At 67.0% G+C, this 22239-nt stretch carries 28 protein-coding genes; 13 read left to right on the plus strand and 15 right to left on the minus strand.

Translation table 11 applies throughout. The features are described 5' to 3' along the window. Window positions 1–163 precede the first annotated feature (163 nt). From Q0Q36_RS04295 to Q0Q36_RS04330, 8 genes are all read left to right on the plus strand, one after another. Window positions 164–712: an SCP2 sterol-binding domain-containing protein gene (locus Q0Q36_RS04295; protein WP_293795808.1), complete on the plus strand. Its 549-nt coding sequence runs from the start codon at window positions 164–166 to the stop codon at window positions 710–712. Continuing rightward, the gene (locus tag Q0Q36_RS04300; RefSeq protein WP_293795810.1) at window positions 703–1680 is read left to right on the plus strand and encodes a peptidase U32 family protein; all 978 of its coding nucleotides are present in this window, start codon (window positions 703–705) and stop codon (window positions 1678–1680) included. Before Q0Q36_RS04295 ends, Q0Q36_RS04300 begins: the two co-directional genes overlap by 10 nt. A 13-nt stretch (window positions 1681–1693) precedes the next feature. After that, the gene (locus tag Q0Q36_RS04305; protein WP_293796066.1) at window positions 1694–2599 is read left to right on the plus strand and encodes a U32 family peptidase; all 906 of its coding nucleotides are present in this window, start codon (window positions 1694–1696) and stop codon (window positions 2597–2599) included. 29 nt (window positions 2600–2628) lie between these two features. Beyond that, window positions 2629–2994 (plus strand): hypothetical protein, encoded by a 366-nt coding sequence (locus Q0Q36_RS04310; protein ID WP_293795812.1) that lies wholly within the window; start codon window positions 2629–2631, stop codon window positions 2992–2994. Between the two features lie 117 nt (window positions 2995–3111). Beyond that, window positions 3112–3564, plus strand: coding sequence for a pseudoazurin (locus tag Q0Q36_RS04315; RefSeq protein ID WP_293795814.1), 453 nt, complete (start codon window positions 3112–3114; stop codon window positions 3562–3564). 62 nt (window positions 3565–3626) lie between these two features. Next, window positions 3627–4832 (plus strand): NnrS family protein, encoded by a 1206-nt coding sequence (locus Q0Q36_RS04320; protein WP_293795817.1) that lies wholly within the window; start codon window positions 3627–3629, stop codon window positions 4830–4832. 120 nt (window positions 4833–4952) lie between these two features. Further along, window positions 4953–5384, plus strand: a complete 432-nt coding sequence (locus tag Q0Q36_RS04325) for an Rrf2 family transcriptional regulator (RefSeq protein WP_293795820.1) — start codon at window positions 4953–4955, stop codon at window positions 5382–5384. Window positions 5385–5514: 130 nt separating this feature from the next. Beyond that, window positions 5515–5685, plus strand: coding sequence for a hypothetical protein (locus Q0Q36_RS04330; RefSeq protein WP_293795822.1), 171 nt, complete (start codon window positions 5515–5517; stop codon window positions 5683–5685). A gap of 69 nt (window positions 5686–5754) precedes the next feature. Here the strand turns inward: Q0Q36_RS04330 and Q0Q36_RS04335 are convergent, their stop codons facing one another. The 15 genes from Q0Q36_RS04335 to Q0Q36_RS04405 all read right to left on the minus strand — a co-directional run bounded on the left by Q0Q36_RS04335 (window position 5755) and on the right by Q0Q36_RS04405 (window position 17862). Then, the gene (locus Q0Q36_RS04335; protein WP_293795824.1) at window positions 5755–6447 is read right to left on the minus strand and encodes a Crp/Fnr family transcriptional regulator; all 693 of its coding nucleotides are present in this window, start codon (window positions 6445–6447) and stop codon (window positions 5755–5757) included. A 99-nt stretch (window positions 6448–6546) separates the two neighbouring features. Next, window positions 6547–6816, minus strand: coding sequence for a cytochrome C oxidase subunit IV family protein (locus Q0Q36_RS04340; protein WP_293795826.1), 270 nt, complete (start codon window positions 6814–6816; stop codon window positions 6547–6549). A 1-nt stretch (window position 6817) separates the two neighbouring features. Beyond that, window positions 6818–7369, minus strand: coding sequence for a cytochrome c oxidase subunit 3 (locus Q0Q36_RS04345; RefSeq protein WP_293795828.1), 552 nt, complete (start codon window positions 7367–7369; stop codon window positions 6818–6820). Continuing rightward, window positions 7366–8253: an SUMF1/EgtB/PvdO family nonheme iron enzyme gene (locus tag Q0Q36_RS04350; RefSeq protein ID WP_293795830.1), complete on the minus strand. Its 888-nt coding sequence runs from the start codon at window positions 8251–8253 to the stop codon at window positions 7366–7368. Before Q0Q36_RS04350 ends, Q0Q36_RS04345 begins: the two co-directional genes overlap by 4 nt. 58 nt (window positions 8254–8311) lie before the next feature. Beyond that, entirely contained in the window at window positions 8312–9439 is a 1128-nt protein-coding gene (gene nirK / locus Q0Q36_RS04355) for a copper-containing nitrite reductase (RefSeq protein ID WP_293795832.1), read from the minus strand. Window positions 9440–9551: 112 nt separating this feature from the next. Beyond that, on the minus strand, window positions 9552–9836 hold the full coding sequence (locus Q0Q36_RS04360; RefSeq protein ID WP_293795833.1) for an iron-sulfur cluster assembly protein: 285 nt from the start codon (window positions 9834–9836) through the stop codon (window positions 9552–9554). Then, window positions 9833–10375: a DUF2249 domain-containing protein gene (locus tag Q0Q36_RS04365; RefSeq protein ID WP_293795835.1), complete on the minus strand. Its 543-nt coding sequence runs from the start codon at window positions 10373–10375 to the stop codon at window positions 9833–9835. Before Q0Q36_RS04365 ends, Q0Q36_RS04360 begins: the two co-directional genes overlap by 4 nt. Continuing rightward, window positions 10338–11735, minus strand: coding sequence for a hypothetical protein (locus Q0Q36_RS04370; protein WP_293795837.1), 1398 nt, complete (start codon window positions 11733–11735; stop codon window positions 10338–10340). Before Q0Q36_RS04370 ends, Q0Q36_RS04365 begins: the two co-directional genes overlap by 38 nt. 25 nt (window positions 11736–11760) lie before the next feature. Beyond that, window positions 11761–12069: a DUF2249 domain-containing protein gene (locus Q0Q36_RS04375; protein WP_293795838.1), complete on the minus strand. Its 309-nt coding sequence runs from the start codon at window positions 12067–12069 to the stop codon at window positions 11761–11763. 102 nt (window positions 12070–12171) lie between these two features. Then, window positions 12172–12327 carry a hypothetical protein gene (locus Q0Q36_RS04380; RefSeq protein ID WP_293795839.1) on the minus strand — a complete coding sequence of 52 codons (156 nt, stop codon included), beginning with the start codon at window positions 12325–12327 and terminating at the stop codon, window positions 12172–12174. A gap of 11 nt (window positions 12328–12338) precedes the next feature. Continuing rightward, window positions 12339–14231 (minus strand): VWA domain-containing protein, encoded by a 1893-nt coding sequence (locus Q0Q36_RS04385; RefSeq protein WP_293795841.1) that lies wholly within the window; start codon window positions 14229–14231, stop codon window positions 12339–12341. A gap of 9 nt (window positions 14232–14240) precedes the next feature. Then, window positions 14241–15059, minus strand: a complete 819-nt coding sequence (locus Q0Q36_RS04390) for an AAA family ATPase (protein WP_293795844.1) — start codon at window positions 15057–15059, stop codon at window positions 14241–14243. A gap of 63 nt (window positions 15060–15122) precedes the next feature. Beyond that, window positions 15123–16469, minus strand: a complete 1347-nt coding sequence (locus tag Q0Q36_RS04395; protein WP_293796068.1) for a nitric-oxide reductase large subunit — start codon at window positions 16467–16469, stop codon at window positions 15123–15125. A gap of 40 nt (window positions 16470–16509) precedes the next feature. Further along, window positions 16510–16962 carry a cytochrome c gene (locus tag Q0Q36_RS04400; protein ID WP_293795845.1) on the minus strand — a complete coding sequence of 151 codons (453 nt, stop codon included), beginning with the start codon at window positions 16960–16962 and terminating at the stop codon, window positions 16510–16512. 189 nt (window positions 16963–17151) lie between these two features. Then, on the minus strand, window positions 17152–17862 hold the full coding sequence (locus Q0Q36_RS04405; RefSeq protein ID WP_293795846.1) for a Crp/Fnr family transcriptional regulator: 711 nt from the start codon (window positions 17860–17862) through the stop codon (window positions 17152–17154). A 408-nt stretch (window positions 17863–18270) separates the two neighbouring features. On the opposite strand from Q0Q36_RS04405, the gene napE reads away from it, so the two are divergent. Genes napE through Q0Q36_RS04430 form a run of 5 tightly spaced genes read left to right on the plus strand, consistent with a single transcriptional unit; the run spans window position 18271 to window position 22232 of the window. Continuing rightward, window positions 18271–18465 carry a periplasmic nitrate reductase, NapE protein gene (napE, locus tag Q0Q36_RS04410; protein ID WP_293795848.1) on the plus strand — a complete coding sequence of 65 codons (195 nt, stop codon included), beginning with the start codon at window positions 18271–18273 and terminating at the stop codon, window positions 18463–18465. A 9-nt stretch (window positions 18466–18474) separates the two neighbouring features. Further along, the gene (gene napF / locus Q0Q36_RS04415) at window positions 18475–18984 is read left to right on the plus strand and encodes a ferredoxin-type protein NapF (RefSeq protein ID WP_293795850.1); all 510 of its coding nucleotides are present in this window, start codon (window positions 18475–18477) and stop codon (window positions 18982–18984) included. Continuing rightward, window positions 18977–19264 (plus strand): chaperone NapD, encoded by a 288-nt coding sequence (locus Q0Q36_RS04420; RefSeq protein ID WP_293795852.1) that lies wholly within the window; start codon window positions 18977–18979, stop codon window positions 19262–19264. The genes napF and Q0Q36_RS04420 overlap by 8 nt, the downstream gene beginning before the upstream one ends. Continuing rightward, on the plus strand, window positions 19261–21762 hold the full coding sequence (gene napA / locus Q0Q36_RS04425; RefSeq protein ID WP_293795855.1) for a periplasmic nitrate reductase subunit alpha: 2502 nt from the start codon (window positions 19261–19263) through the stop codon (window positions 21760–21762). The genes Q0Q36_RS04420 and napA overlap by 4 nt, the downstream gene beginning before the upstream one ends. Then, a complete protein-coding gene (locus tag Q0Q36_RS04430; protein WP_293795858.1) occupies window positions 21729–22232 on the plus strand; it encodes a nitrate reductase cytochrome c-type subunit in 504 nt (167 codons plus the stop codon). The genes napA and Q0Q36_RS04430 overlap by 34 nt, the downstream gene beginning before the upstream one ends. The last annotated feature ends 7 nt before the right edge of the window (window positions 22233–22239 follow it).

Raw genomic sequence — 22239 nt, forward strand, 5'->3', positions numbered from 1 at the left:
ATGGGTGAGGAAGGCGCTGAGATCGCGGAAGCGGGGCAGGTCGCGGATCGGCAAGTGCAGGGGCTCCGGTTGCCGGACCATCGCTGCTGTGATTGCAGCCGTCTTTGCGCCTGCGCAACGAGTGCGGCGTCTGCCTGCCTAATCTTGGGACCGGAGGTGAGTGATGCCGGAACCGGAGACGACAGGATTGCTGGCGATGCCGCCGCGATTGCCGCCATGGCTGTCGCGCGCGATGGAGCCTCTGCCGCTCGCACCCTTGCAGCCGGCTCTGGCGCTGATGCTTGCCTGTGTCGGCCGCAGCTATCCCGATCTCTACGATCGCCTCGGCGAGCATGCCGAGAAGCGCTTCGGCGTCGATCCGACGGATCTGCCCCTGGCCTTCGTGCTTGAGCCGCGCCCGGGCCGGCCAGTGGCACGCGCCGTGCGGACCCTGCCGGCGGGGCTCGATACCTGCATCCGCGGCCCGCTCGCGGGGCTGATCGGCATGGCCGAGGGCACGCTCGACGGCGATGCTCTGTTCTTCTCGCGAGTTCTTTGGGTGGAGGGCGACGTCGCGGCTTCGCTTGCGTTGCGCAACGCGATCGACGACGCGCGCATCGATTTCGGCAAGCTGCTCCTGGGCGGTTTCGGGCCGCTTGGCGCCCGTCTTGCCGAATTCATACGGGTTCGCATGCGCGCGCGACCCGTCGCGGGAGGCTCCTCATGGAACTGATCTGCCCGGCAGGAACGCCGGCCAGTTTAGAGGCCGCCGTCGAGGCGGGAGCCGATGCGGTCTATTGCGGCTTCCGCGACGAGACCAACGCGCGCAATTTCCCCGGCCTGAATTTTTCGCGCCATGAATTGAGAAAAGGCATCGCTTTAGCCCATCGCCACGGCGTCAAGGTGCTGGTCGCGATCAATACCTTCGCGCGGGCCGGCTCTTTCGGGCTTTGGCAGGCGGCGATCGACGACGCCGTCGCGGCCGGGGCTGACGCCCTGATCCTTGCCGATCTCGCGACGCTCGACTATGCCGCGCGCCACCATCCGACGCAGCGGTTGCATGTCTCGGTCCAGGCTGGGGCCGCCAATCCCGATGCGATCCGCTTCTATGCCGAGAGCTTCGGTACCCGCCGGGTCGTACTGCCGCGCGTGCTCAACGTCATGGAGATTGCCTCGATCGTGCGTGAGAGCGCCTGCGAGACCGAGGTTTTCGTCTTCGGCGGCCTCTGCGTGATGGAGGAAGGACGCTGCTCGCTTTCTTCCTATGCCACCGGCCAGTCGCCGAACATGAACGGCGTCTGCTCTCCGGCAAGCCATGTCGCCTATACCGAGCGCGAGGGGCAGATCGTCTCGACGCTTGGCGGCTTTACCATCAACAGTTTCGGCAAGGACGAACCGGCCGGCTATCCGACCCTGTGCAAGGGCCGCTTCAATACCCCAAAGGGCTCGGGCTACATCTTCGAGGAGCCCGTCAGCCTCGATGCGGCGGTGATGCTACCGGCGCTCCGCGAGGCCGGCGTCACCGCGCTCAAGATCGAGGGCCGACAGCGGGGCCGTGCCTATATCGCCGGCGTCGTCCGTTCCTTCCGCAACATCCTTGCCGCGCTCGACGAAGGGCACCGGGCGCCGATTTCCGGTCTTGCCGCCATGGCGGAAGGACAGGCGAGCACGGTGGGCGCCTATCGCAAGGGTTGGCGCTGAAGGATTGATGACGATGCAGATCACCCTCGGTCCCGCGCTCTATCATTGGCAGCCGGAGCGCTGGCGCGATTTCTATTTCCGGATCGCCGACGAGGCTCCGATCGACACGGTTGTGGTCGGCGAGGCCGTCTGCTCCAAGCGCATGCCTTTCAAGCAGGACGACATCCCGGCCGTTGTCGAGCGGCTGGAGGCGGGGGGCAAGCGCGTGCTGCACGCGTCGCTGATCCTGGTCTCGCTGCCGCGCGAGCGCCGCCAGACCCGTGAACTGATGCAGGCCGCCGAGGTGGAGGTCGAGATCAACGACCTGACCTGTCTCGCCTCGCTCCGCGAAAGGGCCTTCGCAGTCGGCCCCTTCGTCAATGTCTACAACGAGGCGACGGCGGGCTTCCTGGCTGCGCGCGGCGCGACGCGCATCTGCCTGCCACCGGAATTGCCACTCCCTGCTGTGGCGGCGATCGCTGCTGCGGTGCCGCAAATCGCGGTTGAAGTCTTCGCTTTCGGCAAGGTGCCGTTGGCGATCTCGGCGCGCTGCTATCATGCCCGTGCGCACAAGCTCACCAAGGACAATTGTCGCTTCGTCTGCGAGAGGGATCCTGACGGCATGCCTGTCAAGACGCTCGACGGCGCCGGATTTCTTTCGGTGAACGGAGTGCAGACCCTTTCGGACAGCTGCGCCAGCCTGCTGTGCGACCTTCCTGCGCTGGGTCGAGCCGGAGTGGCTTCGCTGCGTCTGTCCCCGCAATCCTGCGACATGGTGGCGGTCGCGCGGTTGTTCCGTGAGGTCATCGATGAGCGGATTGCTCCTGCGGATGCTGAAAGACGGCTCGGGGAAATCTATCCGGATGTGCCGTTCTCCAACGGGTTCCTGCATGGAGCCCCCGGCCACATTCGATGGGAAGCGAGCGGCGCGCTGCGCTGAAGCACTGCCAATAGGGGGAGGAACCTCTGATGACGGCATGGCATGACGGAGATCAAGGTTTCGGGGGAGAGGCCGCAGCGAGTTCGGCAAGCCAGTTGATCGGTCGTCTGCGACGGGTTCTGCGTCCGGAAGAGTTGAATTGCGACTGCCGCGAGACGCTGAACGGAGCGCTCGCCCGCTTCGACGAGCAGGAACGCCGCCGTGAGGTGCGCCGGAGGCTTGCCGCCGCGCGCGAGCACAAGGAGCGCATCACCTCGATCCTGCATTTCCTGTCTGAGCTCGACGCGCTGACGGAAGCCGAAAGCGACCGGACCGTTTTCGAGGAATTCGCGCTGCTGTTCGTGGAGATCGCGCGCAGCGGGGAGGCCGCGGTCTCGGCGCTGCGCGGCCTGTAGGGCCCGTCCGCTCTCTCCTCGCTCTTTGCGCTGGCGCAACAAGCCGGCGGCCCGCTCCCGCTAGTGTTGCGGTGCAGCGAGAAACCGATGCGTTCGCTGCGGTGATGGAGAAGTCAGATGTTCAGGACCATTCTTACCGGCGCGCTGATGGCGCTGGCGATCGCCGGCGCCAATGCGGCCGAGGTCGAAGTGAAGATGCTCAACAAGGGCGCTGCCGGCGCCATGGTGTTCGAGCCTGCACTCGTGAAGATCGCGCCGGGCGATACCGTGAAATTCGTGCCGACCGACAAGAGCCACAATGCGGAGAGCATTCCCGAGATGCTGCCGGCTGGGGCGGAGCCGTTCGCGGGCAAGATGAGCGAACAGATCGAGGTCACCTTCAAGGAAGCCGGTATCTACGGCATTCGGTGCAAGCCGCACTACGGCATGGGCATGGTCGCGATGGTGGTGGTCGGAGAGCCGACCAATATCGACGCCGCCAGCGCCGGCGCCGCCAAGGCTCCCGGCAAGGCGAAGCAGGTTTTCGCCGATCTCATCGCCAAGGCCGGCCAGCTCGCCAAGGCGCAGTAGTTCGACACCCGGCAAATGGGGCGCTGCCGGATCTTGCCCGGCCGCCGGAAGGACGGAAGCCCATGGCACCCATACCGCGACTGCGGGCCTATGACGGGCCCGCGCTTCTGTCCTACGGCTTTCGGCCGTTCTTCCTTCTGGCGGCGCTCCAGGCCGGCCTGACCATCCTGGTCTGGCTGCCTTTCGTCGCCGGTCGCCTCGCCGTTCCGACGGCGTTCGCGCCGGTGGACTGGCATGTTCACGAGATGCTCTTCGGCTACCAGTCGGCTGCGGTCGGCGGCTTCCTGCTGACCGCGATCCCGAACTGGACAGGTCGCCTGCCCGTGCAGGGCAGGCCGCTTCTCGTCCTCGTCCTCGCCTGGCTCGCCGGGCGCTTCGCCGTCTCAGCTTCCGCCTCTATCGGCTGGCCGATGGCCATGGTGATCGACGCGCTTTTCCTCACGCTGCTCGCCGGGGCAGCGGCGCGCGAGATCGTGGCGGGGCGCAACTGGCGCAATCTCAAGGTCGTGGCGCTGATCGGGCTGCTGCTGGCGGCGAATCTCGCGTTCCATCTGGAGGCGGGGCTGACCGGAAGCGCCGATTTCGCCCGCCGTTTCGCGATTGCCGTCGTGCTGATGCTGGTGATGCTGATCGCCGGGCGCATCGTGCCGAGCTTCACGCGCAACTGGCTGGCGCAGCGTGGTGCGGGGCGCATGCCGGTTCCGTTCGGCATCTATGACAAGGCCGTCCTCGCCATCAGTGCCCTCACGCTCGCCGGCTGGGTCATCGTGCCGGATAACGCCGCGACCGGTGTCGCTCTGATGCTTGCCGCGGGGCTCCACCTCGTGCGGCTGGCGCGCTGGGCCGGCGATCGGACTCTGCGCAATCCCCTGCTCGTCATCCTGCATGTCGGCTATCTCTTCGTGCCGGTCGGCTTCGCGCTGACGGCCGCGGCGAGCTGCGGCTTGATCGCCGCTGCGGCCGGAAGCCATGCCTGGACAGCCGGAGCCTTCGGCACCCTGACGCTTGCCGTGATGTCGCGCGCCAGCCTTGGCCATACCGGCCGCGCGCTCATCGCGACGCCCGCGACGCAGCTTTGCTATGGGCTCGTCGTCATCGGGACCGTGGCGCGCCTCTGTTCCGCGCTCGGCCATGGCCCGGCGATGCTGCTGCATGTGGCCGGATTGAGCTGGTCGCTGGCGTTCCTGGTCTTCGCATCGGCCTATTGGCGCGTGCTGACGGGCGCGCGCATCGCTGCGAGAGCGGCGTCGCCCGCTCAGCGCGCCTGATTCCAGGGCAGCCTGGTGCGTCGCGCTGGGGAGCATTACCTGCCGGTCGGGGCGATCGCGCCGTATCCCCGCCAAATTGCTGGGAGAAGGCTGGAGCCCGGCAGGGGATGGATGTCCGGAATGCGGTTGACACAGTTCAGCGAATACGCGCTGCGGCTCCTGATCTTTGCCGCCGCCCATCCGGGCCGTCTGGTCACCGTCGAGGAAGCTGCGGCCTCCTACGATATTTCGCGCGCGCATCTGATGAAGGTGGCGAACCTCCTGGTTCGCCATAGCTTCCTCAAGGGGGTGCGCGGCCGCTCGGGCGGGCTGGCGCTGGCGCTCGACCCAGGGGAGATCTCGCTGGGCGCGGTCATCCGTGCGACGGAGCCGGGCTTCTCCATCGTGGAGTGCTTCGGGGAGGCGGAGGGGCGCTCGCTGCTCAGCCTGGACCGGTGGCGCGGCATCCTGTCCGGGGCGGTGGAGGCTTTCCTGGCCGAGCTCGACAGGTATTCGCTGCGCGATCTCGCTGCCGATCCGGAGCGTTTCGGCATCGACCGCCCGGCCGCCTGAGCGGCTCCATGTGATATGCGACGGTTGCCAGATGATTGCGTCGACGCAAAAAGCGGCCCAGCGGAACCTGTTAGACCGAGGCCGTCTTTCGGATGGTCCCGCCAGGGGAGCTGTGCCGCATTCCGGTGAGATGACGGCTCTCCTGCCGCGGGCCGTTGCAGGGAAGGCTGATGAAGCCGGCCTCTCCACCTTCGGCGCGCTATGGCAGGATCGCGTCCGCCGCATGCTCACCGAGCATGCCGACGATCCTAAGCTGATCCATCTCCACGACTGGGAGCAGGACGACGCCTCCAAGGCCTGAGAGGCGTGTGGCCCGGCCGGCTCGTTCATGGCGTTCCGCAGGCCGCAATGATCCTGGCCGGCCGCGCCGCTATTTGATGGTCTCGGCCAGCCGTTTCAGGCCTGGGGCGTCGCAGACCACCAGCTTCTGCCGGCCGCCCTCCACCAGCCCCTGCGTCTCCCAGGCGCTGAGGATGCGCGAGACCGTGTGCAGGGTTGTCCCCGTCATTTCGGCGATGTCGCGGCGCGAGATCGGAAAGTCGACGCGGGTGCCGGTTTCGTCGGGCTTTCCGGCCTGGTCGATCAACCTCAGCACGGCATGGGCGACGCGGCGCTCGACCTCCTCGGTCGACATCTCGCGGATGCGGGTATGAGCTTCGTCGAGGCGCTGGCCGATGGTCCGTATGGCGTTCATCGCCAGGTGCGGATTGTCTTCGACGAAGCTGTCCCAGGATTCGCTCGGCCATGCCGCGACAAGGCTGTCCACGGCCGCCGTGGCGGTTCCCGGATAGTCGGGGCGGCTGAGCGCGCGGGTGAAGCCGAACAGGTCGCCGGGATGGACGACCCTGACGATGATCTGCTGGCCGTCGCGCGTCACCTGCGTCACCTTCAGCCGGCCATGCAGCAGGAGATAGAAGGCCTTTGCCGGATCGCCCTGCTCGAAGACCGCCTCGCCCTGGGGGATGCGCCGTGCGCTGGATTGCGCGGTCATGCGGTCGAGCTGGGCATCGCTCATGGCCGCGAAGAGCGGGATGCTGCGCAGCACGCTGCGATCCAATGCCACGATGCTGTTTCCTATGGTGCTTTGAAAAGTGCTCGCGCCCGGCTCTTGCGCGGGCGGGGCGCACGATAAGACCGCAATCGTCGTGGCGGTTCAAGTGCGTCACGATAGCCCGGCCAGCGCGATCCGGGCGCCCGCCAGCAGGCAGACGACCGTGGCATAGGCGATAAGCGCGCCAGCAAGCACGGGGCTTTCGCGCCGCAGCCGCATGAAGCCCAGCACGATGAGCATCGCTTTCGTCAGACTGAGGGCCGCGATCGCGGGACCACGAAGGCCGGAGGGCAGGACGGAGGCTGCAACGAGGCTCAGGCCCGTTGCTACGAATAGACTGGCAAGGACGGCCGGGAGGGGGAGAACAGGGGGAAAGCGCATGTCAGCCGAGGTAGACGACGGGGAGGATCAGCAGCCAGACGAGGTCGATCAGGTGCCAGATCGTCGCGACGCCGGCGACATGGCGTGGAGTCGGCCGAAAGGCGACCAGCAGCAGCAAGCCGGAGACAAACAGGACATGGGCGAAGTGGAAGCCGACGATGAGCATGTAGAGCTCGCCCAGGCGCCCTTCCATCGCCGCCAGCGCCGGCAGCTCATGGGTGAACGCCGCGATCTTGAGGGCGCAGAAGATGAAGCCACCGAGAGCCGCGGCAAGGAGGTTGCCACGTGGTTGCCGCCCAAAGGCGGCCCTGGCCGCGAAGAAGCCGCTGGAAACGAGGACGACTGTCGCCATGCCTGCGAGAGGGAGATCGAGCGTCTCGCGCAGTGCGGCCAGCGCCACCGGATCGAGCCATTCGAGCAGTAGGAAGGCGCCGAGCAGGACGCCGAAGACGATGAGCTCGCTCCAGACGAGAATCCAGAGCAGGAGCTCCATGCCGGCTTCGGGAACCGGCTTCGCGCCATCAAGGCTGCGGTTCGTGACCGCGACGGTCATGCCGGCAGAAGCCGGTTCAGACCGGCAGGCAGGCGATCGCGCCAGCTCCGCTCGCGAACCAGCCGGAAGCCGAGATTGTCGGGCGGTGTCGCCACCGAGCAGCCGCCGGCCTTCGGGTTGCGGATGAAGAATGTCATCGGCGCCCTGTGCTGGCCTTCGACGAGATAGATGCCGCAATTGCTGGTCTCGCCGGTCGTGCGGCCGGCCGCATCCAGCGCGACGCGGCGCAGGCAGGTCTGCGTCCATTCCCAGACATTGCCGGCGATGTCGTAGATGCCGTGCTCGTTGGCACCGAAGCTGCCGGCAGGCCGTGGGGCGGGATCGCTCGCCGCCTTGCGATTGGCTTCACGCTCGTAATCGGCGAGCCAGCGCCGGGCCGGGTTATCGGCGTCGACGTCGAGGCCGCGGGCATCGTCGACCAGTCGCGAGCCGGCGGCATGGGCCCATTCCCGGTCGGTCGGCAGGCGCCAGACCATGCCGGTTGCGCGCGTGAGCCAGGCGGCATAGTCGCCGGCATCGGCATGGCTGACGCCGGTCACGGGCAGGTCGCCGCGCGGCGCGGGGTTGTCGAGGCGCTTGCAGGCGCCGGCGGCGATGCAGCGTGCGTAATCGGCTGCGCTGACCTGATAGCGCATGATCTCGAGCGGCTGCGTGATTCTGATCGTGACGCGCGGTGCGTCGACCGGGCGGCCGGCGCGGCTGTATTCGCCATCGAGGCGGTGCAGCAGCGTCGTGGGTGGAACGAGCGCCGTCTGCGGCAGGGGAAAGGCGGGCGCGGGCCGGCGGATCGGCGCGGCGAGCATAAGGGCAGCGGCTCCAGCGAGGAGCATGAGGCCGAGCGAGGTCGTGAGCCCGGGCAGCGTCGGGCGTAGCGTGGTGGCCATGGTCGGAAACCTTGCGGGAGAAGGCCTCCCCGCGGCATGGCGGGGAGGCGGAGGCAGGTCAAATGCCGGCCGGAGCCCGGATCTGCTTCATCAGGTCGTCGTTCCACTCACCCTCGACCTTGAAATGGCCGGCTGCTCCGAGCTCGAAGGCCTCGATCAGGTTGTGATTGACATAGGCGTAGATGCCCGGCTGCAGGAAGGTGTAGAGCGCGGCGCCCGCGCAGCCGCCGGGGATGAACCAGGTCTCCAGGTCGCGCTCCGGCGCATTGCGGAACTTGCCGGTGGCCCAGACATAGTCGCCGTGCCCGCCGATCAGGTGGGGCCGCGTGTCGCGGTTGGCCTGAGAATGCACGATCAGCACGGTTTCGCCGACCTTCGCGGTGAGGGCGTTCTTGCCGGTGAGCGCGCCGACCCTGCCGTTGAACACGATGTGGCTCGGCGTCAGCGTCCGCATCGCCTTGATGACGTCCTCATGCGCCTCGCCGGGACTGGCATAGCGCTTGAACTTGCCGTTCTCGTCGCGCGGCACATAGAAGTCCTGCTCGCCGACATAATAGACCTTGTCGTATTTCAGGGCCTTGCCCTGGCCGTCTTTCAGCCCGTCGCGCGGCAGTACCATGATGGCGCCGTTCATGCCCGCCGTGACGTGCCAGGGCACCATGCCGGGAGGGGCGCAATGATAGACGAACACGCCCGGCCGGGTGGCCTTGAAGCGCAGCACGACCCGCTCGCCGGGACTGACTTCGGTCAGACCTCCGCCACCGAGCGCTCCGGTCGACGCATGGAAGTCGATATTGTGCAGAAGCTCGTTGGTGTCGGCGTTGATCAGCGTCAGCTCGACATAGTCGCCTTCGTGCACGACCATCAGCGGGCCAGGCACCGTGCCGTTGAAGGTGAACGCGAAGGTCTCGGTGCCGGCATCGTCGAGGACGATCTTCTTCTCGTGGATCGTCATCTCGAATTCGACGACCTTGGGGCCGCCGGTCGCGACCTGCTCATGCGCCTGCACGAAGGGTGGATCGACCAGTTTCGCCTTGACGCGCGGCAGCTTGGCGATGTCCGCGGCGGTGGCCCTGGTCATCACCGCCTGCGTCTGCGCCGGTGCCGAAGCGGCCTGGACGATCGCCCCGGTGGCCGCCGCTCCCGCCAGAATGCTGCGGCGGGTCAGTTTGAGCTCCTCGCCCATGACTTGTCTCCTTGTCCAAGACCGGAATTCGACCGGTCATGAAGACTTTAGGAGGCTGGAAAAATCGGTCTTTGTTGCAGGGCAACATTCCGTGCGATCGCTGCCAAATTCGTCATTCGGCGGCGATCATCGCCGGCTCCCAGGCCGGCTCGTAGGTCAGGTTGACGGCGACGGAGCGGACGCCCTCGACGGCGCCCGCCGCCATGGCGACCGCCTGCTTCAGGAAGCCGGCCAGCGGGCAGCCACGGGTGGTCGTCGTCATTGTGATCGCGACGGTGCCGTCCGGCGCGGCTTCGATCGCATAGATCAGGCCGAGATCGACGACGCTGCGTCCCATTTCGGGGTCGAGCACGTCGCGTAGCGCGATCTCGACGAGGCGTTCCAGGTTGGCACTCATCCGTGTGCCCTCCCGCCACCATGGCGCACGAGCAGGCGATAAGCCGCCCCGGATGCATCGAAATTGCCGGCCCATTCGTGCTGGCGCTTGGCCAGTTCCGGGAAGAGGAAGACCGGTTCACGCGAGAGCAGCGCGAACAGCACGTCGCCGGGCTTCAGGTCCTCGAGCGCTTCCAGAATGCGGACCATCGGCTCGGGTGGCTCGAGATCGACGAGATCGAGCTCCTCGATGGGATCGCCCCAGGACAGGGCGGAGGGGCTGCTGCCGGTGGCGAGCCCGGCTTCGGTCTGCATCCCGGCTACGGGCGAGAACAGGACCTCCCAGTCGCCGCCGTCGAGCGCGCGGTCGCTGGCGGAAAAGCCGCGATTGGCCATGACCGAGAAGAGCGGCACCGGCCGGAACGGCGCGATGAGGCGCAGCGACTGGCCTGGAGCCAGCGCGCCGACGGCGTCCATGATCGCCTGGAACGGTTCCTCGCCGGCCCGCAGCAGTGGGCGCACGTCAAGCTCGCGGATGAGCGAGGCTTCTGGCTTCGACATGAACAGGTCTCCTTTCCTCGGCCCGCGTGGCCAGCAATTGCGGGCGTTCATGCGCCGGCGGCCGGTCGGCAGCCTTGATCTCGGACAAGCGGCGGATCTGGACGAGTTCGACCATGAGGCCGGCGGTTCCGATCAGACAGAGCACCATGGCCAGACGGAAGCCGGCGGCCGCCTCGATGGCGAGCGTGGCCGCTCCCAGCAGGACCCCGCCATAGGAGAGCAGGAACCACCTGCCGGTGCGCGGCATGGCGACGAGATCGCCGACGCGCGGCGCCGGGCCGCGTCCCAGCCGGGGAGCGTAGGTTTCGAGCCAGGTCACGAAGGAGACGATCTTCACGAGCTGCGCCAGCGTCAACCCGCCGAGCCAACCGAAGGCGATGAGGAAGACGAGGGCCGCGACGGGGCCGTCGCCGGCATGGGCAAGGATGGCGGCCGGCAGCAGCGCCAGACCGAAGCCGAGCGCGATGAAGGCCGGGATGCTGGCGAGCATGTTGATTTCGAGCGCCTTGCGCCGACGCGCACGATAAAGCGCGAGGATATCGCGGCCATAGAAGAGGCCCGCCGCGGCAAGCACGACGAGCACCGCCGCGATCCACCTGGCTCCCGGCTCGAAGCTTGCGAAAGGGGCGACGAGCCCGGCGAAGGCGAGGGCGAGGCCGAGGCCGGAGACCAACAGCACCGGCCGCACGCGGCGGGCCGGTGGCTCCGGAGCTATCATGAACATCACGAAAAGTCGGTAGCTGACGCCGAAGGCAATGAGCCCGAGCCATCCGCCGAGACCGAGCAGGGCATGGAAGGGCAACCCGCCGGGAAGCAGTGCGACGGGCCCGAGCCAGCCGCTGCGTCCCGACAGAATCGTGGAGAAGGCCGTGCCACTGAGTGCCGTGATCGCGAGGCAGGCGAGGCCGGTGAGAACGAAGCGGGCGAACAGCGCCACGGGCCGCGTGCTCAGCAGCGTCGCCACGAGCATGAAACCCAGCAGGGAAAAGCCGCAGAGCAGGAACACGGCGCCCAGTGGCATCAGGTCGAGCGGAGCGTCGATCCAGCCGGCGAGGGTGGCAAAGCCGGTGCAGAGCAGGACCAGCCCGATGGCGAGCATGAACAGCGCCGGCAGGGCAAGCTTTGGGAAGGCGAGGGGCCGGGAGACCAGCACCGGCACGAATTGCAGCAGCGCCCCGGCCATGGCGAGGCTGAGCCAGCCGATCGCCACGAGATGGACGAGGATGAGCGTTGCGGGCTCGGAGAGGCCGGCGGCGGGATAGCCTATGCCGGCGACGGCGAGAGCCTCGGCTGCGAGCAGGAAGGCGAGCGCGGCCGCGAAATAGCTCATCGTCCAGCGGGACAGCGATGCCATCGGCATGGCTGCGGTCTCCCGGTTTCTCGGCTCAGTGGCCGCAGGTGCAGGAGTGGCCTTCGCCATGGCTGCCGCAATCGGCCGCATGGCTATCGTCGCCGGTTTCGTTGCGGCCGATCTCGACCTGCCAGATTTCCGGACCCTGCACGATGTAGTCCCAGGAATAGGCGCCGGGATAGCGCGCCTCGATCTGCCGGCGCAGCGGTGCGGGGTCATGGTCGTTGACGATCCGGAAGGCGTCGCCGGGGGAGAGCCGCTCCATGATGCCGAAGATCGTGGCATGGCGCACGACGGGCGGGATCGAGCGCACGTCGAGCGGTTCGAGAGGCTGGGTGGTCATGGTTAGGCTCCGGTTGCGGCCTCGATGCGGGCGGCTCTTCAGCCTAGCGGAGGTACTCCGGCGGCAATTTGCCGAAGCGCAAACAACGCGGTGTTGCCGGCGTCATTGTTCGAGGAAGAGCATGACGGCGATGGCGAGCGACATCAGTATCGCCGCGGCGACGCCTCCCTTCTGCAGCACGCCCATCCGATAGAACAGCAAGGCCATCACGATGATGGCGGGCGTGGCGACGACAAGACCCATCTGGGCTTCGGTCATGGCGTCCCCCCTCAGGCGGCCAGTGCGCGGTAGATCGCCGGCAGGGCGGCCGGGAGACGCTCGAGCTTCGAGACCAAGGCATGGCCATTGCGGCCGAAGAGATGCGGGATATAGGCGCGCGACTCGCGGTCGACCGTGACGGCGAAGACGCAGATACCGGCGCGGCGCGCCTCGATCACTGCCATGCGGGTATCCTCCATGGCGAAGCGCCCCTCGTAGTGATCGATGTCGTTGGGCTTGCCGTCGGTCAGGACGAGCAGGAGCTTGCGGCGATCGGGCCGAGCCTTCAGCCCGGCGGCGGCATGGCGGATCGCGGTGCCGATGCGGGTGTAGTAGCCCGGCTTCAGCGCGGCGATGCGCGCTTCGACCGCCAGCCCCATCGCCTCGTCGAAGCGCTTCACCGTCTCGATCCGGACCCAGTCGCGCCGGCGCGAAGTGAAGGTCAGGATCTCATGACGGTCGCCGCAGGCGGCAAGCCCGTGGGCGAAGACGGTGAGCGCCTGTTTCTCGACATCGAGCACGCGCAGGTCGTCGAACCAGGAATCGGTCGAGAGCGAGACGTCCATCAGCGTCGTCACGGCGAGGTCATGCGCCTGAGGCCGGCTCGCGAGATGGATGCGGTCGCTGCCAGAGCCGCCCGCTGCGAGATCGGTCTGGCGGCGCACCACTGCGTCGAGGTCGAGATCGGGGCCATCGGTCTGGCCGCGCTGCGGTTCGCGCAAGGGACGCAAGGCCTCGAACTGGCGGCGGACCTGGCGCACCAGCGCGCGCGTCGCGGCGTCCTGCGTCGGGGGCGCCAGCTCCTGTTGCGCCATCGCGGCCAGCACCCGGCAATGATCCTCGCGATATGAGGCGCTGCGGAAGTCCCATTCCGGATAGGTCAGGGCGCCAGCGAGCGCGGTTTCGTCCATCGCCTCCGGCGGCAGATCGAGGTCGAAGCGGAAGCGCGAGGCGGGGCGGCCCTTGCGCTCGCTCAGCACCATGTCGTCGAGCTCGTCGGCGGCTTCGGGATCGTGCTCCTCGCTGTCGTCGGAGGGGCGGTCGACCGCAACCATCTCCGACATCGCCAGGATCTTCTCGAAGCGATTGAGGATAAAGGGGCTGCGCTCGCGCCATTCTTCTGCCGTCTCGTCGCGGCTGGCGGCACAGGCTTTCATCTGCTCTTCGGCTTTGGCCGAGGCCGGTGGCGGCTGGTCCTCGTCGCGGCGGCGCGTGCGAGCCGGTGCGGCGGCGCTGGCCAGCGGCCAGAGCGGCACACCGAGCGCGGGCAGATAGCCGGGTGGCGCCTTGAGTGGCCAGTTGTCGGCGGCGATATCGACCGCCCGGCTATCCAGCAGCGCGCGAATCAGCGCCTCGACCTTGGCCTCGGTGACAGGCAGCCCGTCACGGCGCCGGCTCGCAAGCAGGGCGGAGGCCAGCCGGCGATAGACCGGGGCGAGCCCGGGAAAGGCACCGAGAACCACCGCGACCAGGGATTGGGCCGCAGTGATCGCGGCGAGATCGCGATGGAGCGGATCGGTTTGCGTGAGAGGCCGCGGAGGCATCGCGGCCAGGCAGGCGGCGAGCCAGATATAGAGTTCGTGGTTGAGCCGGGCTTCCGGGAAGAGGGCGATCTCAGCCGGCAATTGCAAGCTGTCGGGCGTGCGCAGTGCTTGCGCCAGCCGCTCTTCGCCGAGGCCGACGCGCTGGCGCAGGTTGAGACGGTGACCGGCTGCGCGCTCGCGGGCCGGGACGATCCTGACGCCGGGCTCGCCGCCGAAGCCGCGGAAGCAGACGGCGAGGGTCGGCACCATGCTGGCGAGCCTAACGGCAGCCTGCGGGTGATGCGGCAGGCTCGCAGTGTCGCCGACCAGCCTGTGCCAGAAGCGGCCGACCGTCTCTTCCAGCTCGAGGAAATCCAGCATCGCAGCCTCCTAGATGAGGACCGCGCGGGCGATCTCGATCAGGCCGGCGCGAACCTCCGGCTCGTCGGTCAGCGGCTCGATGATCGCGGCCATCACCGCCTCCTGCCGGGGCAGGCCGGCGGCGATCAGGCTCGCGGCATAGACGACGAGGCGGGTCGAGACGCCTTCCTCGATATCCTGCCCCTTGAGCGTGCGCAGGCGCCTGGCGAGATCGACCAATGGCGCGACCGCGCCCTCGTCGAGGCCGCTTTCCTGCGCGACCACGGCGATCTCCTGCTCGCGCGGCAGAAAGTCGAAGCTGATCGAGACGAAGCGCTGCCGCGTCGAGGGCTTCAGGTTCTTCAGCAGGTTCTGGTAGCCCGGATTGTAGGAGACCGCGATCATGAAGGAGGAGGGGGCGGCCAGCAGCTCGCCGGTGCGCTCCAGGGGCAGGATGCGCCGGTCGTCGGTGAGCGGGTGCAGCACCACCGCGACGTCCTTGCGAGCCTCGACGATCTCGTCGAGATAGCAAAGTCCGCCCTCGCGCACGGCCCGCGTCAGCGGCCCGTCGACCCAGACGGTCTCGCCGCCCTTGAGCAGGTGGCGGCCGGTGAGATCGGCGGCGGAGAGGTCGTCATGGCAGGCGACCGTGAAGAGAGGCAGGCCGAGCCTGGCGGCCATATGGGCGACGAAGCGGGTCTTGCCCGAGCCGGTCGGCCCCTTCAGCAGCAGCGGCAAGCGCCGTTCCCAAGCCTTCTCGAACAGGAAGCGCTCGTTGCCGGACGCGGTATAGGCGGGGATGTCGATGGAAGCGGGCGCCGGAAGCGGCGGGCGCGGGATCATGTTCATCGCGAAAATCCGTGGAGCAGGGAAACGGAAGCCCGCCAGCCCGATGGCCGGCGGGCGGAAGCGTCATTCCGCCGGCTGGGCGAGCGCGATCGGATCGGCGTTGCGTTCGCGGCCAGGGACCAGCACGGCCCAGACGAACATCAGCGCCGAGATCACCACCACGACGCCGGAGCCGAGCCGGATCCAGTAGAACAGGGCGATCTGGTCCTGCACTTCCATGAAGCTCTGGCCGAGTACCCGCTGGAGATGGGCCTGGACCACGCCGGCAAAGGTCAGCGCGAAGGTCATCACCGACATCGCCGTGCACATCAGCCAGAAGCTCGCGATCGAGAGCCACTGGTTGTAGGGCGCGCGGCCCTTCAGCTCAGGGACGGCATAGGCCATTACGGCGAGGTTCAGCATCACATAGGCGCCAAAGAAGGCGAGGTGGCCATGGGCGGCGGTGAGCTGCGTGCCGTGCGTGTAGTAGTTCACCGAGGAGAGCGTGTGCAGGAAGCCCCAGACGCCGGCGCCGAAGAAGGCCATCACCGAGCAGCCGATCGACCAGAGCAGGGCGGCCTTGTTGGGATGGTTGCGCCCGGCCTTCCAGGTCATCTGGACGGTGAAGATCACCATGGTGAAGAAGGGCGCGACCTCCAGCGTCGAGAACAGCGAGCCGATCCACTGCCAGTATCCGGGCGCGCCGATCCAGTAATAGTGGTGGCCGGTGCCGAGGATGCCCGAGAACAGGGCGAGCCCGACGATGACATAGAGCCATTTCTCGACGACCTCGCGGTCGACGCCGTTGAGCTTGATCATCAGGAAGGCCAGCACGGAAGCCATGATCAGCTCCCAGACGCCCTCGACCCAGAGATGGATGACGTACCACCAGTACATCTTGTCCAGCGCGAGATTGGCCGGGTTGTAGAAGGCGAAGAGAAAGAAGATCGCCAGACCCCAGAGGCCGAAGAGCAGGATGTTGGTGACCGTGGTCTTGCGGCCCTTGAGCGAGGTCATGGTGATGTTGAACAGGAACATCAGCACGACGAGCACGATGCCGATCTTGATCGCGAAGGGCTGCTCGAGGAATTCGCGCCCTTCATGGATGTGGAAGAGGTAGCCGACCACGGTGACCCCCGCGGCGATGAAGAAGATCCAGAACTGCGCTACCGCGAGCTTCGGGCTGTAGAGCTCGGTCTGCGCTTCCTCCGGCAGCAGGTAGTAGGTCGAGCCCATGAAGCCGAGCAGCAGCCAGACGATCAGCGCGTTGGTGTGGATCATCCGCACGATGTTGAAGGGCAGGACGACAGAGAGCGTGTTGGGCAGGACATAGATCAGCCCCGCCACCAGCCCGAACGTGACCTGCGCGACGAACAGCGCGAGCGCGCCGTAGAAGTAGAGCATCGCGACGCTCTGGGTCTGGTATCTCAAGGTATTGTAGCCTGGCATGGCTCTCTCCTGTCGCGATGTCTCAGCCGGCATCGTTCGGCGGCCAGTTCTGGGTCTTGATCCGGCTCGTCCATTCCAGGAAATCGGCGAGATCGTTGAGTTCCTGTTCGGTCAGGTTGAACTGCGGCATCTGGCGCCGCCCCTCGATTCCGCTCGGCTGCGCCGCCATCCAGGCCTTCAGGCTCTCGCGGGCGCCGGCCGGGTCCTTGTCGCCGCCGTAGCGCTTCCAGACATTGCCGAGTTCGGGGGCGAAATAGGCGCCTTCGCCGAGCAGCGTGTGGCAGTTGATGCAGGCATTGCGCTCCCAGACATGCTTGCCGCGTGCAACCGCCGGGGTCAGCGTCGCCTCGTCGGTCGACTGCGTCCGCATGAACCAGTGACTGTGGGCGGTGAGCCCGACGAAGATGGCGAAGAAGAAGATCGACCCGCCGTAGAAGACATTTCGGGCTCCCGCCTTTGTCAGACGTTCGGCCATGCGTTCACCCTTCCGTTGCGCCTGGGGAGGCGTCGCCGGCAGCGCCGGCTCTGGACCCGCCGCTCAGGCAGGGATGACCGGTCTTATCGGGCGTGGGGGCAGGCCTCTTTGCGCTTCGGCAAACAATTCGCCGACGCATCTGGGCTCATGGATCCGAGCCTGGCCGCGTCGCGCGGCGCGGCTTCGCTATCAGCTGGTTTCCGGGGCGGCAGCGCGGGCCGTTGCGAGGTCGACCAGAGCCGGTACATTCCGGACCAGCAGTTCCCGCCTGCCGCCGCCGATGATGCGCTGCCGTTCCCAATGCGTGAGAATGCGGGATGCGCTGTGCAGGGTCGTTCCCGTGAGCGCTGCGATGTCCTGCCGCGTAATCGGGAAATCGACCCGAATGCTGTCCTCCTCATGCCGCCCTGCCTGATCGATCAGACGCAGGATGAGATGGGCGATGCGGCGGGGGACATCGAGACAAGCCATCTCGATGAGCCTGTCCTGAGTGACGGCCAGGCGGCGCTCGATAACCTGTAGCAGGCCCATGGCGAGGCCGGGCATGTCGAGCAGGAACCGGCTCCAGCTTGCCATCGGCCAGACGGCGAGCGTGCAGTCGCGCAGGACGGTGGCGGTGGTGGTCTGTCGGCGTCCCTGGGCGTCGCCCGTCGGCCCGAGAGGCTCGCCCGGGTGCTCGATCTGTAGGATTACGGCATCGCGATGCGCGCCGGCCCGCGAGAGCTTCACATGCCCGGAAACGATCAGGAAGAATTCGTCGACCTGCGCTCCTTCGGAAAACGCGCTCTCGCCTCTTGCCAGACAGCGCAATGACGCCGCCGAGGCGATGTCGCGTCGCTCTGTGTCGGACAGCGCCGCAAAGATCGGCAGCCTTCTCAGATTCTGGTCGGCGAATGTCATGACCGCGCGATGGGGATGTCCGGCGCCGCCAGGGGCGGCCGGATGCCGAGGGCAAACCAAGGCGAGCTTTCCGTGTTTCGGACCGCTGCCCGTGACCTCAGCTAGTCGATTCCGTCTGAGGCGTGTTTGCGCTGCAACAAACTCGGCGGTCGAAAGCTGCTCCAGGAATCGCTTTGCGCCATACGCCTGTCGGGCAAGCTACCGCACCACAGGCCGTGGCGGGAGAAGGGCGTCGCTTTCGAAGAATTCGAGCGGTTCAATTTGCGCTACATCAAACTCAGCTCACAAAACGGGCGGGTCAGCGCTTGAGAGTCTGTACAGCGGCGAAGGGCTCCTTATTCTCCTTTCTCGATCTCTAATCTGGCGACGGCGCGATAAGTGATCGCCCGTCTTGGAGAAGGAAAAGAGATGGCGACGGAGACTGCGGGGGCGAGTGGCCCGGAAGCCGCTCCGGACCGGCCGACGAAACGGGCCGAGTTACTGGCTTTCCTGACGCTGGCCGTACTGATCTGGCCGATCGTCGCCGTGGGTGTCGTCGGCGGATACGGCTTCCTGGTGTGGATGTCCCAGATCATCCTGGGCCCGCCCGGGCCGCCGCATTGAGGCCGGGCGATGGAACGCTCCGTCATCGATCGCGGGCGCCGTAATTTCCTGACGGGCCGGCGTCTTTCACGACCCGACAGGCCGCGCCCGCCCTGGGCCCGCGCGGCTTCCGTTGCGGCCGCCTGCACCGGTTGCGGTGCCTGCGTGCCCGCCTGTCCGCAGGGGATCATCGCGCTCGACGAAACCGGCCGGCCCGCCCTCGATTTCTCGCGAAACGACTGCAGCTTCTGCGGCGCCTGCGCCGAAGCCTGCCCTGAGCCGGTCTTCGACCGGGCCATTCCGGCCTTCGAGCATCGGGCCGTCATCGGCGCGGATTGCTTCGCCAGGCGGGGCATCGTCTGCCAGAGCTGCGGCGATGCCTGCCCGGAAAGCGCGATCCGCTTCAAGGCCCGGCTCGGCGGCCCGGTTTTGCCGGAGCTGGCGACGGACCGGTGCAGCGGTTGCGGCGCCTGTGTCGCCGCCTGCCCGGCGCAGGCCGTCACCGTCAGCATGCCAGCGCTGGAGGCCGCCCATGCTTGAGCGTCCTCGTCCGCGCTTCCATCATATTTCGAGTGCCGTCGTCTCGGCCCTGCCGGCCAAGGTCGAGGCCGTTCTCGCCCGCATCGCAGAGCTTCCCGAGACCGAGATCCACCGGGTCGAGAACGGCAAGATCGTGATCGTGCTGGAAGGCTCCAGCACCGGTGTGATCGGCGACCGGCTCGCCGCCATCAGCCTGATCGACGGCGTGCTCTCGGCCAACATGGTGTTCGAGCAGATCGAAGACCTCGAAACCCTCGACGACCCCGGAGTGATCCCATGACCCTGTCCCGTCGCGAGATGCTGAAGGCGCAGGCGGCCGGCGTCGCCGCGCTCGCCGCCAATATGAGCGTGCCGGCCGAGGCGCAGCCGGTGACCGGCGGCGTCGATACCCTGCAGATCAAATGGTCGAAGGCGCCGTGCCGCTTCTGCGGCACCGGCTGCGGCGTCATGGTCGGCGTCAAGGAGGGCAAGGTCATCGCCACCCATGGCGACATGAAGGCTGACGTCAATCGCGGCCTGAACTGCATCAAGGGCTATTTCCTCTCCAAGATCATGTACGGCAACGACCGCCTGACCCAGCCGCTGCTGCGCAAGAAGAACGGCGTCTACGCCAAGGACGGCGAGTTCACGCCGGTCTCCTGGGACGAGGCCTTCGACACCATGGCCGCCAAGGCCAAGGCGGTCCTCAAGGCCAAGGGCCCGACCGCGCTCGGCATGTTCGGCTCCGGCCAGTGGACGATCTTCGAGGGCTATGCCGCGACCAAGCTGATGCGGGCCGGCTTCCGTTCCAACAATCTCGACCCGAACGCCCGCCACTGCATGGCCTCGGCGGCCTATGCCTTCATGCGCACCTTCGGCATGGACGAGCCGATGGGCTGCTACGACGATTTCGAGCATGCCGACGCCTTCGTGCTCTGGGGCTCGAACATGGCGGAGATGCACCCGATCCTGTGGACGCGGGTGACGGATCGCCGGCTCGGCCAGCCGCATGTGAAGGTCGCGGTGCTCTCGACCTACACGCATCGCAGCTCCGACCTCGCCGACATTCCGATCGTGTTCAAACCGGGCACGGACCTTGCGATCCTCAACTACATCGCCAACCACATCATCACGACCGGCCGCGTGAACACCGATTTCGTCGGCAAGCACACGACCTTCGTGAAGGGGGCGACCGAGATCGGCTACGGCCTGCGGCCCGACGATCCGCGCGAGGTCAAGGCGAAGAAGGCCGCCGACGTCACCGCGACGACGCCGATCGATTTCGAGGCCTATGCCGCTTTCGTGAAGGACTACACGCTGGAGAAGGTCTCGGCCCTGACCGGGGTCGAGCCCGGCTTCCTGCAGCAGCTTGCCGAGCTCTATGCCGACCCCAAGCGCAAGGTCACCTCGTTCTGGACGATGGGCTTCAACCAGCATGTGCGCGGCGTCTGGGCGAACCAGCTCGTCTACAACCTGCATCTGCTGACGGGTAAGATCTCCGAGCCCGGCAACAGCCCGTTCTCGCTGACCGGCCAGCCCTCGGCCTGCGGCACGGCGCGCGAGGTCGGCACCTTCGCCCATCGCCTGCCGGCCGACATGACGGTGACCAACCCCGAGCATCGCAAGCATGCCGAGGAGATCTGGCGCGTCCCGAACGGGATCATCCCGGAGAAGCCCGGCTATCACGCGGTCGAGCAGGACCGGATGCTCAAGGACGGCAAGCTCAATTTCTACTGGATCCAGGTCAACAACAACCTGCAGGCTTCGCCGAACAGCAGCAACGAGGCCTATCCCGGCTATCGCAACCCGGACAATTTCATCGTCGTCTCCGATGCCTATCCGACGGTCACGGCGATGGCCGCCGACCTGATCCTGCCGGCCGCGATGTGGGTCGAGAAGGAGGGCGCCTACGGCAATGCCGAACGGCGCACCCATGTCTGGCACCAGCTCGTCCAGGCGCCTGGCGAGGCGCGCTCCGATCTCTGGCAACTGATGGAGTTCTCGAGGCGCTTCACCACCGACGAGGTCTGGCCGGCGGAGATCCTCGACGCCAACCCGAACTACAAGGGCAAGACGCTGTTCGACGTGCTCTATCGCAACGGCAATGTCGACAAGTTCGCGGCGAGCGAGATCGACCCCGAATACGACAATGTCGAAGCCAAGCATTTCGGCTTCTACGTACAAAAGGGGCTGTTCGAGGAATACGCCACTTTCGGCCGCGGTCATGGCCATGATCTCGGGCCTTATGATCTCTACCATCAGGTGCGCGGCCTGCGCTGGCCGGTGGTCGACGGCAAGGAAACGCTCTGGCGCTATCGCGAGGGGCTCGATCCTTATGTGAAGCCGGGCAAGGGTGTCGAGTTCTACGGCAACAAGGACGGCAAGGCCCGCATCATCGCGGTGCCCTACGAGCCGCCGGCGGAATCGCCCGACGGCGAATACGACCTCTGGCTGGTCACCGGCCGCGTGCTGGAGCACTGGCATTCCGGCTCGATGACGATGCGTGTACCCGAGCTCTACAAGGCCTTCCCTGGCGCGCGCTGTTTCATGCACCCGGAAGATGCCCGCAAGCGCGGGCTCAACCAGGGTGCCGAGATCACGGTGATCTCGCGCCGCGGCGAGATGCGCACCCGCGTCGAGACGCGCGGGCGCAACCGCATGCCGCCCGGCGTGGTCTTCGTGCCCTGGTTCGACGCCAGCCAGCTCATCAACAAGACGACGCTCGACGCCACCGATCCCATCTCCAAGCAGACGGATTTCAAGAAATGCGCGGTCAAGATCGTTCCGGTCTCGGGCTGATGCGCTCGCGGACCTTCTTCGGGGCCGCCCTCGCGGCCGGCCTCGTCCTCGCCTTCGGCGCCGCCGTCTCGCAGGAGGGCGCGCCGGTGAAGATAGTGCCGCGCCTGACGGGCACGGCCGACCCGATGGCACTCGAGCGCGTGCCGGCGCTCGGCCGGCCGGTCGTCGACGACGTCCGGCGGATGCGGAACTATCCGGAGCAGCCCCCGGTGATCCCGCATGCGATCGACGGCTACCAGCTCACCCTCAACACCAATCGCTGCATGGACTGCCACAAGCGCGAGTTCACGGAAGGCTCGGGAGCGCCGATGATCAGCGTGACCCATTTCCAGGACCGCGACGGGCAGGTGCTCTCGGACGTGACGCCGCGGCGCTATTTCTGCACTGCCTGCCATGTCCAGCAGACCGATGTCGCGCCCCTGGTCCCGAACCGGTTCCAGGATGCCAAAGACATCGGCCGGAAGCCCTGAGGCGCGT

It is taken from the genome of uncultured Allobosea sp. (genome assembly GCF_945957345.1).
Classification (GTDB): domain Bacteria; phylum Pseudomonadota; class Alphaproteobacteria; order Rhizobiales; family Beijerinckiaceae; genus Allobosea.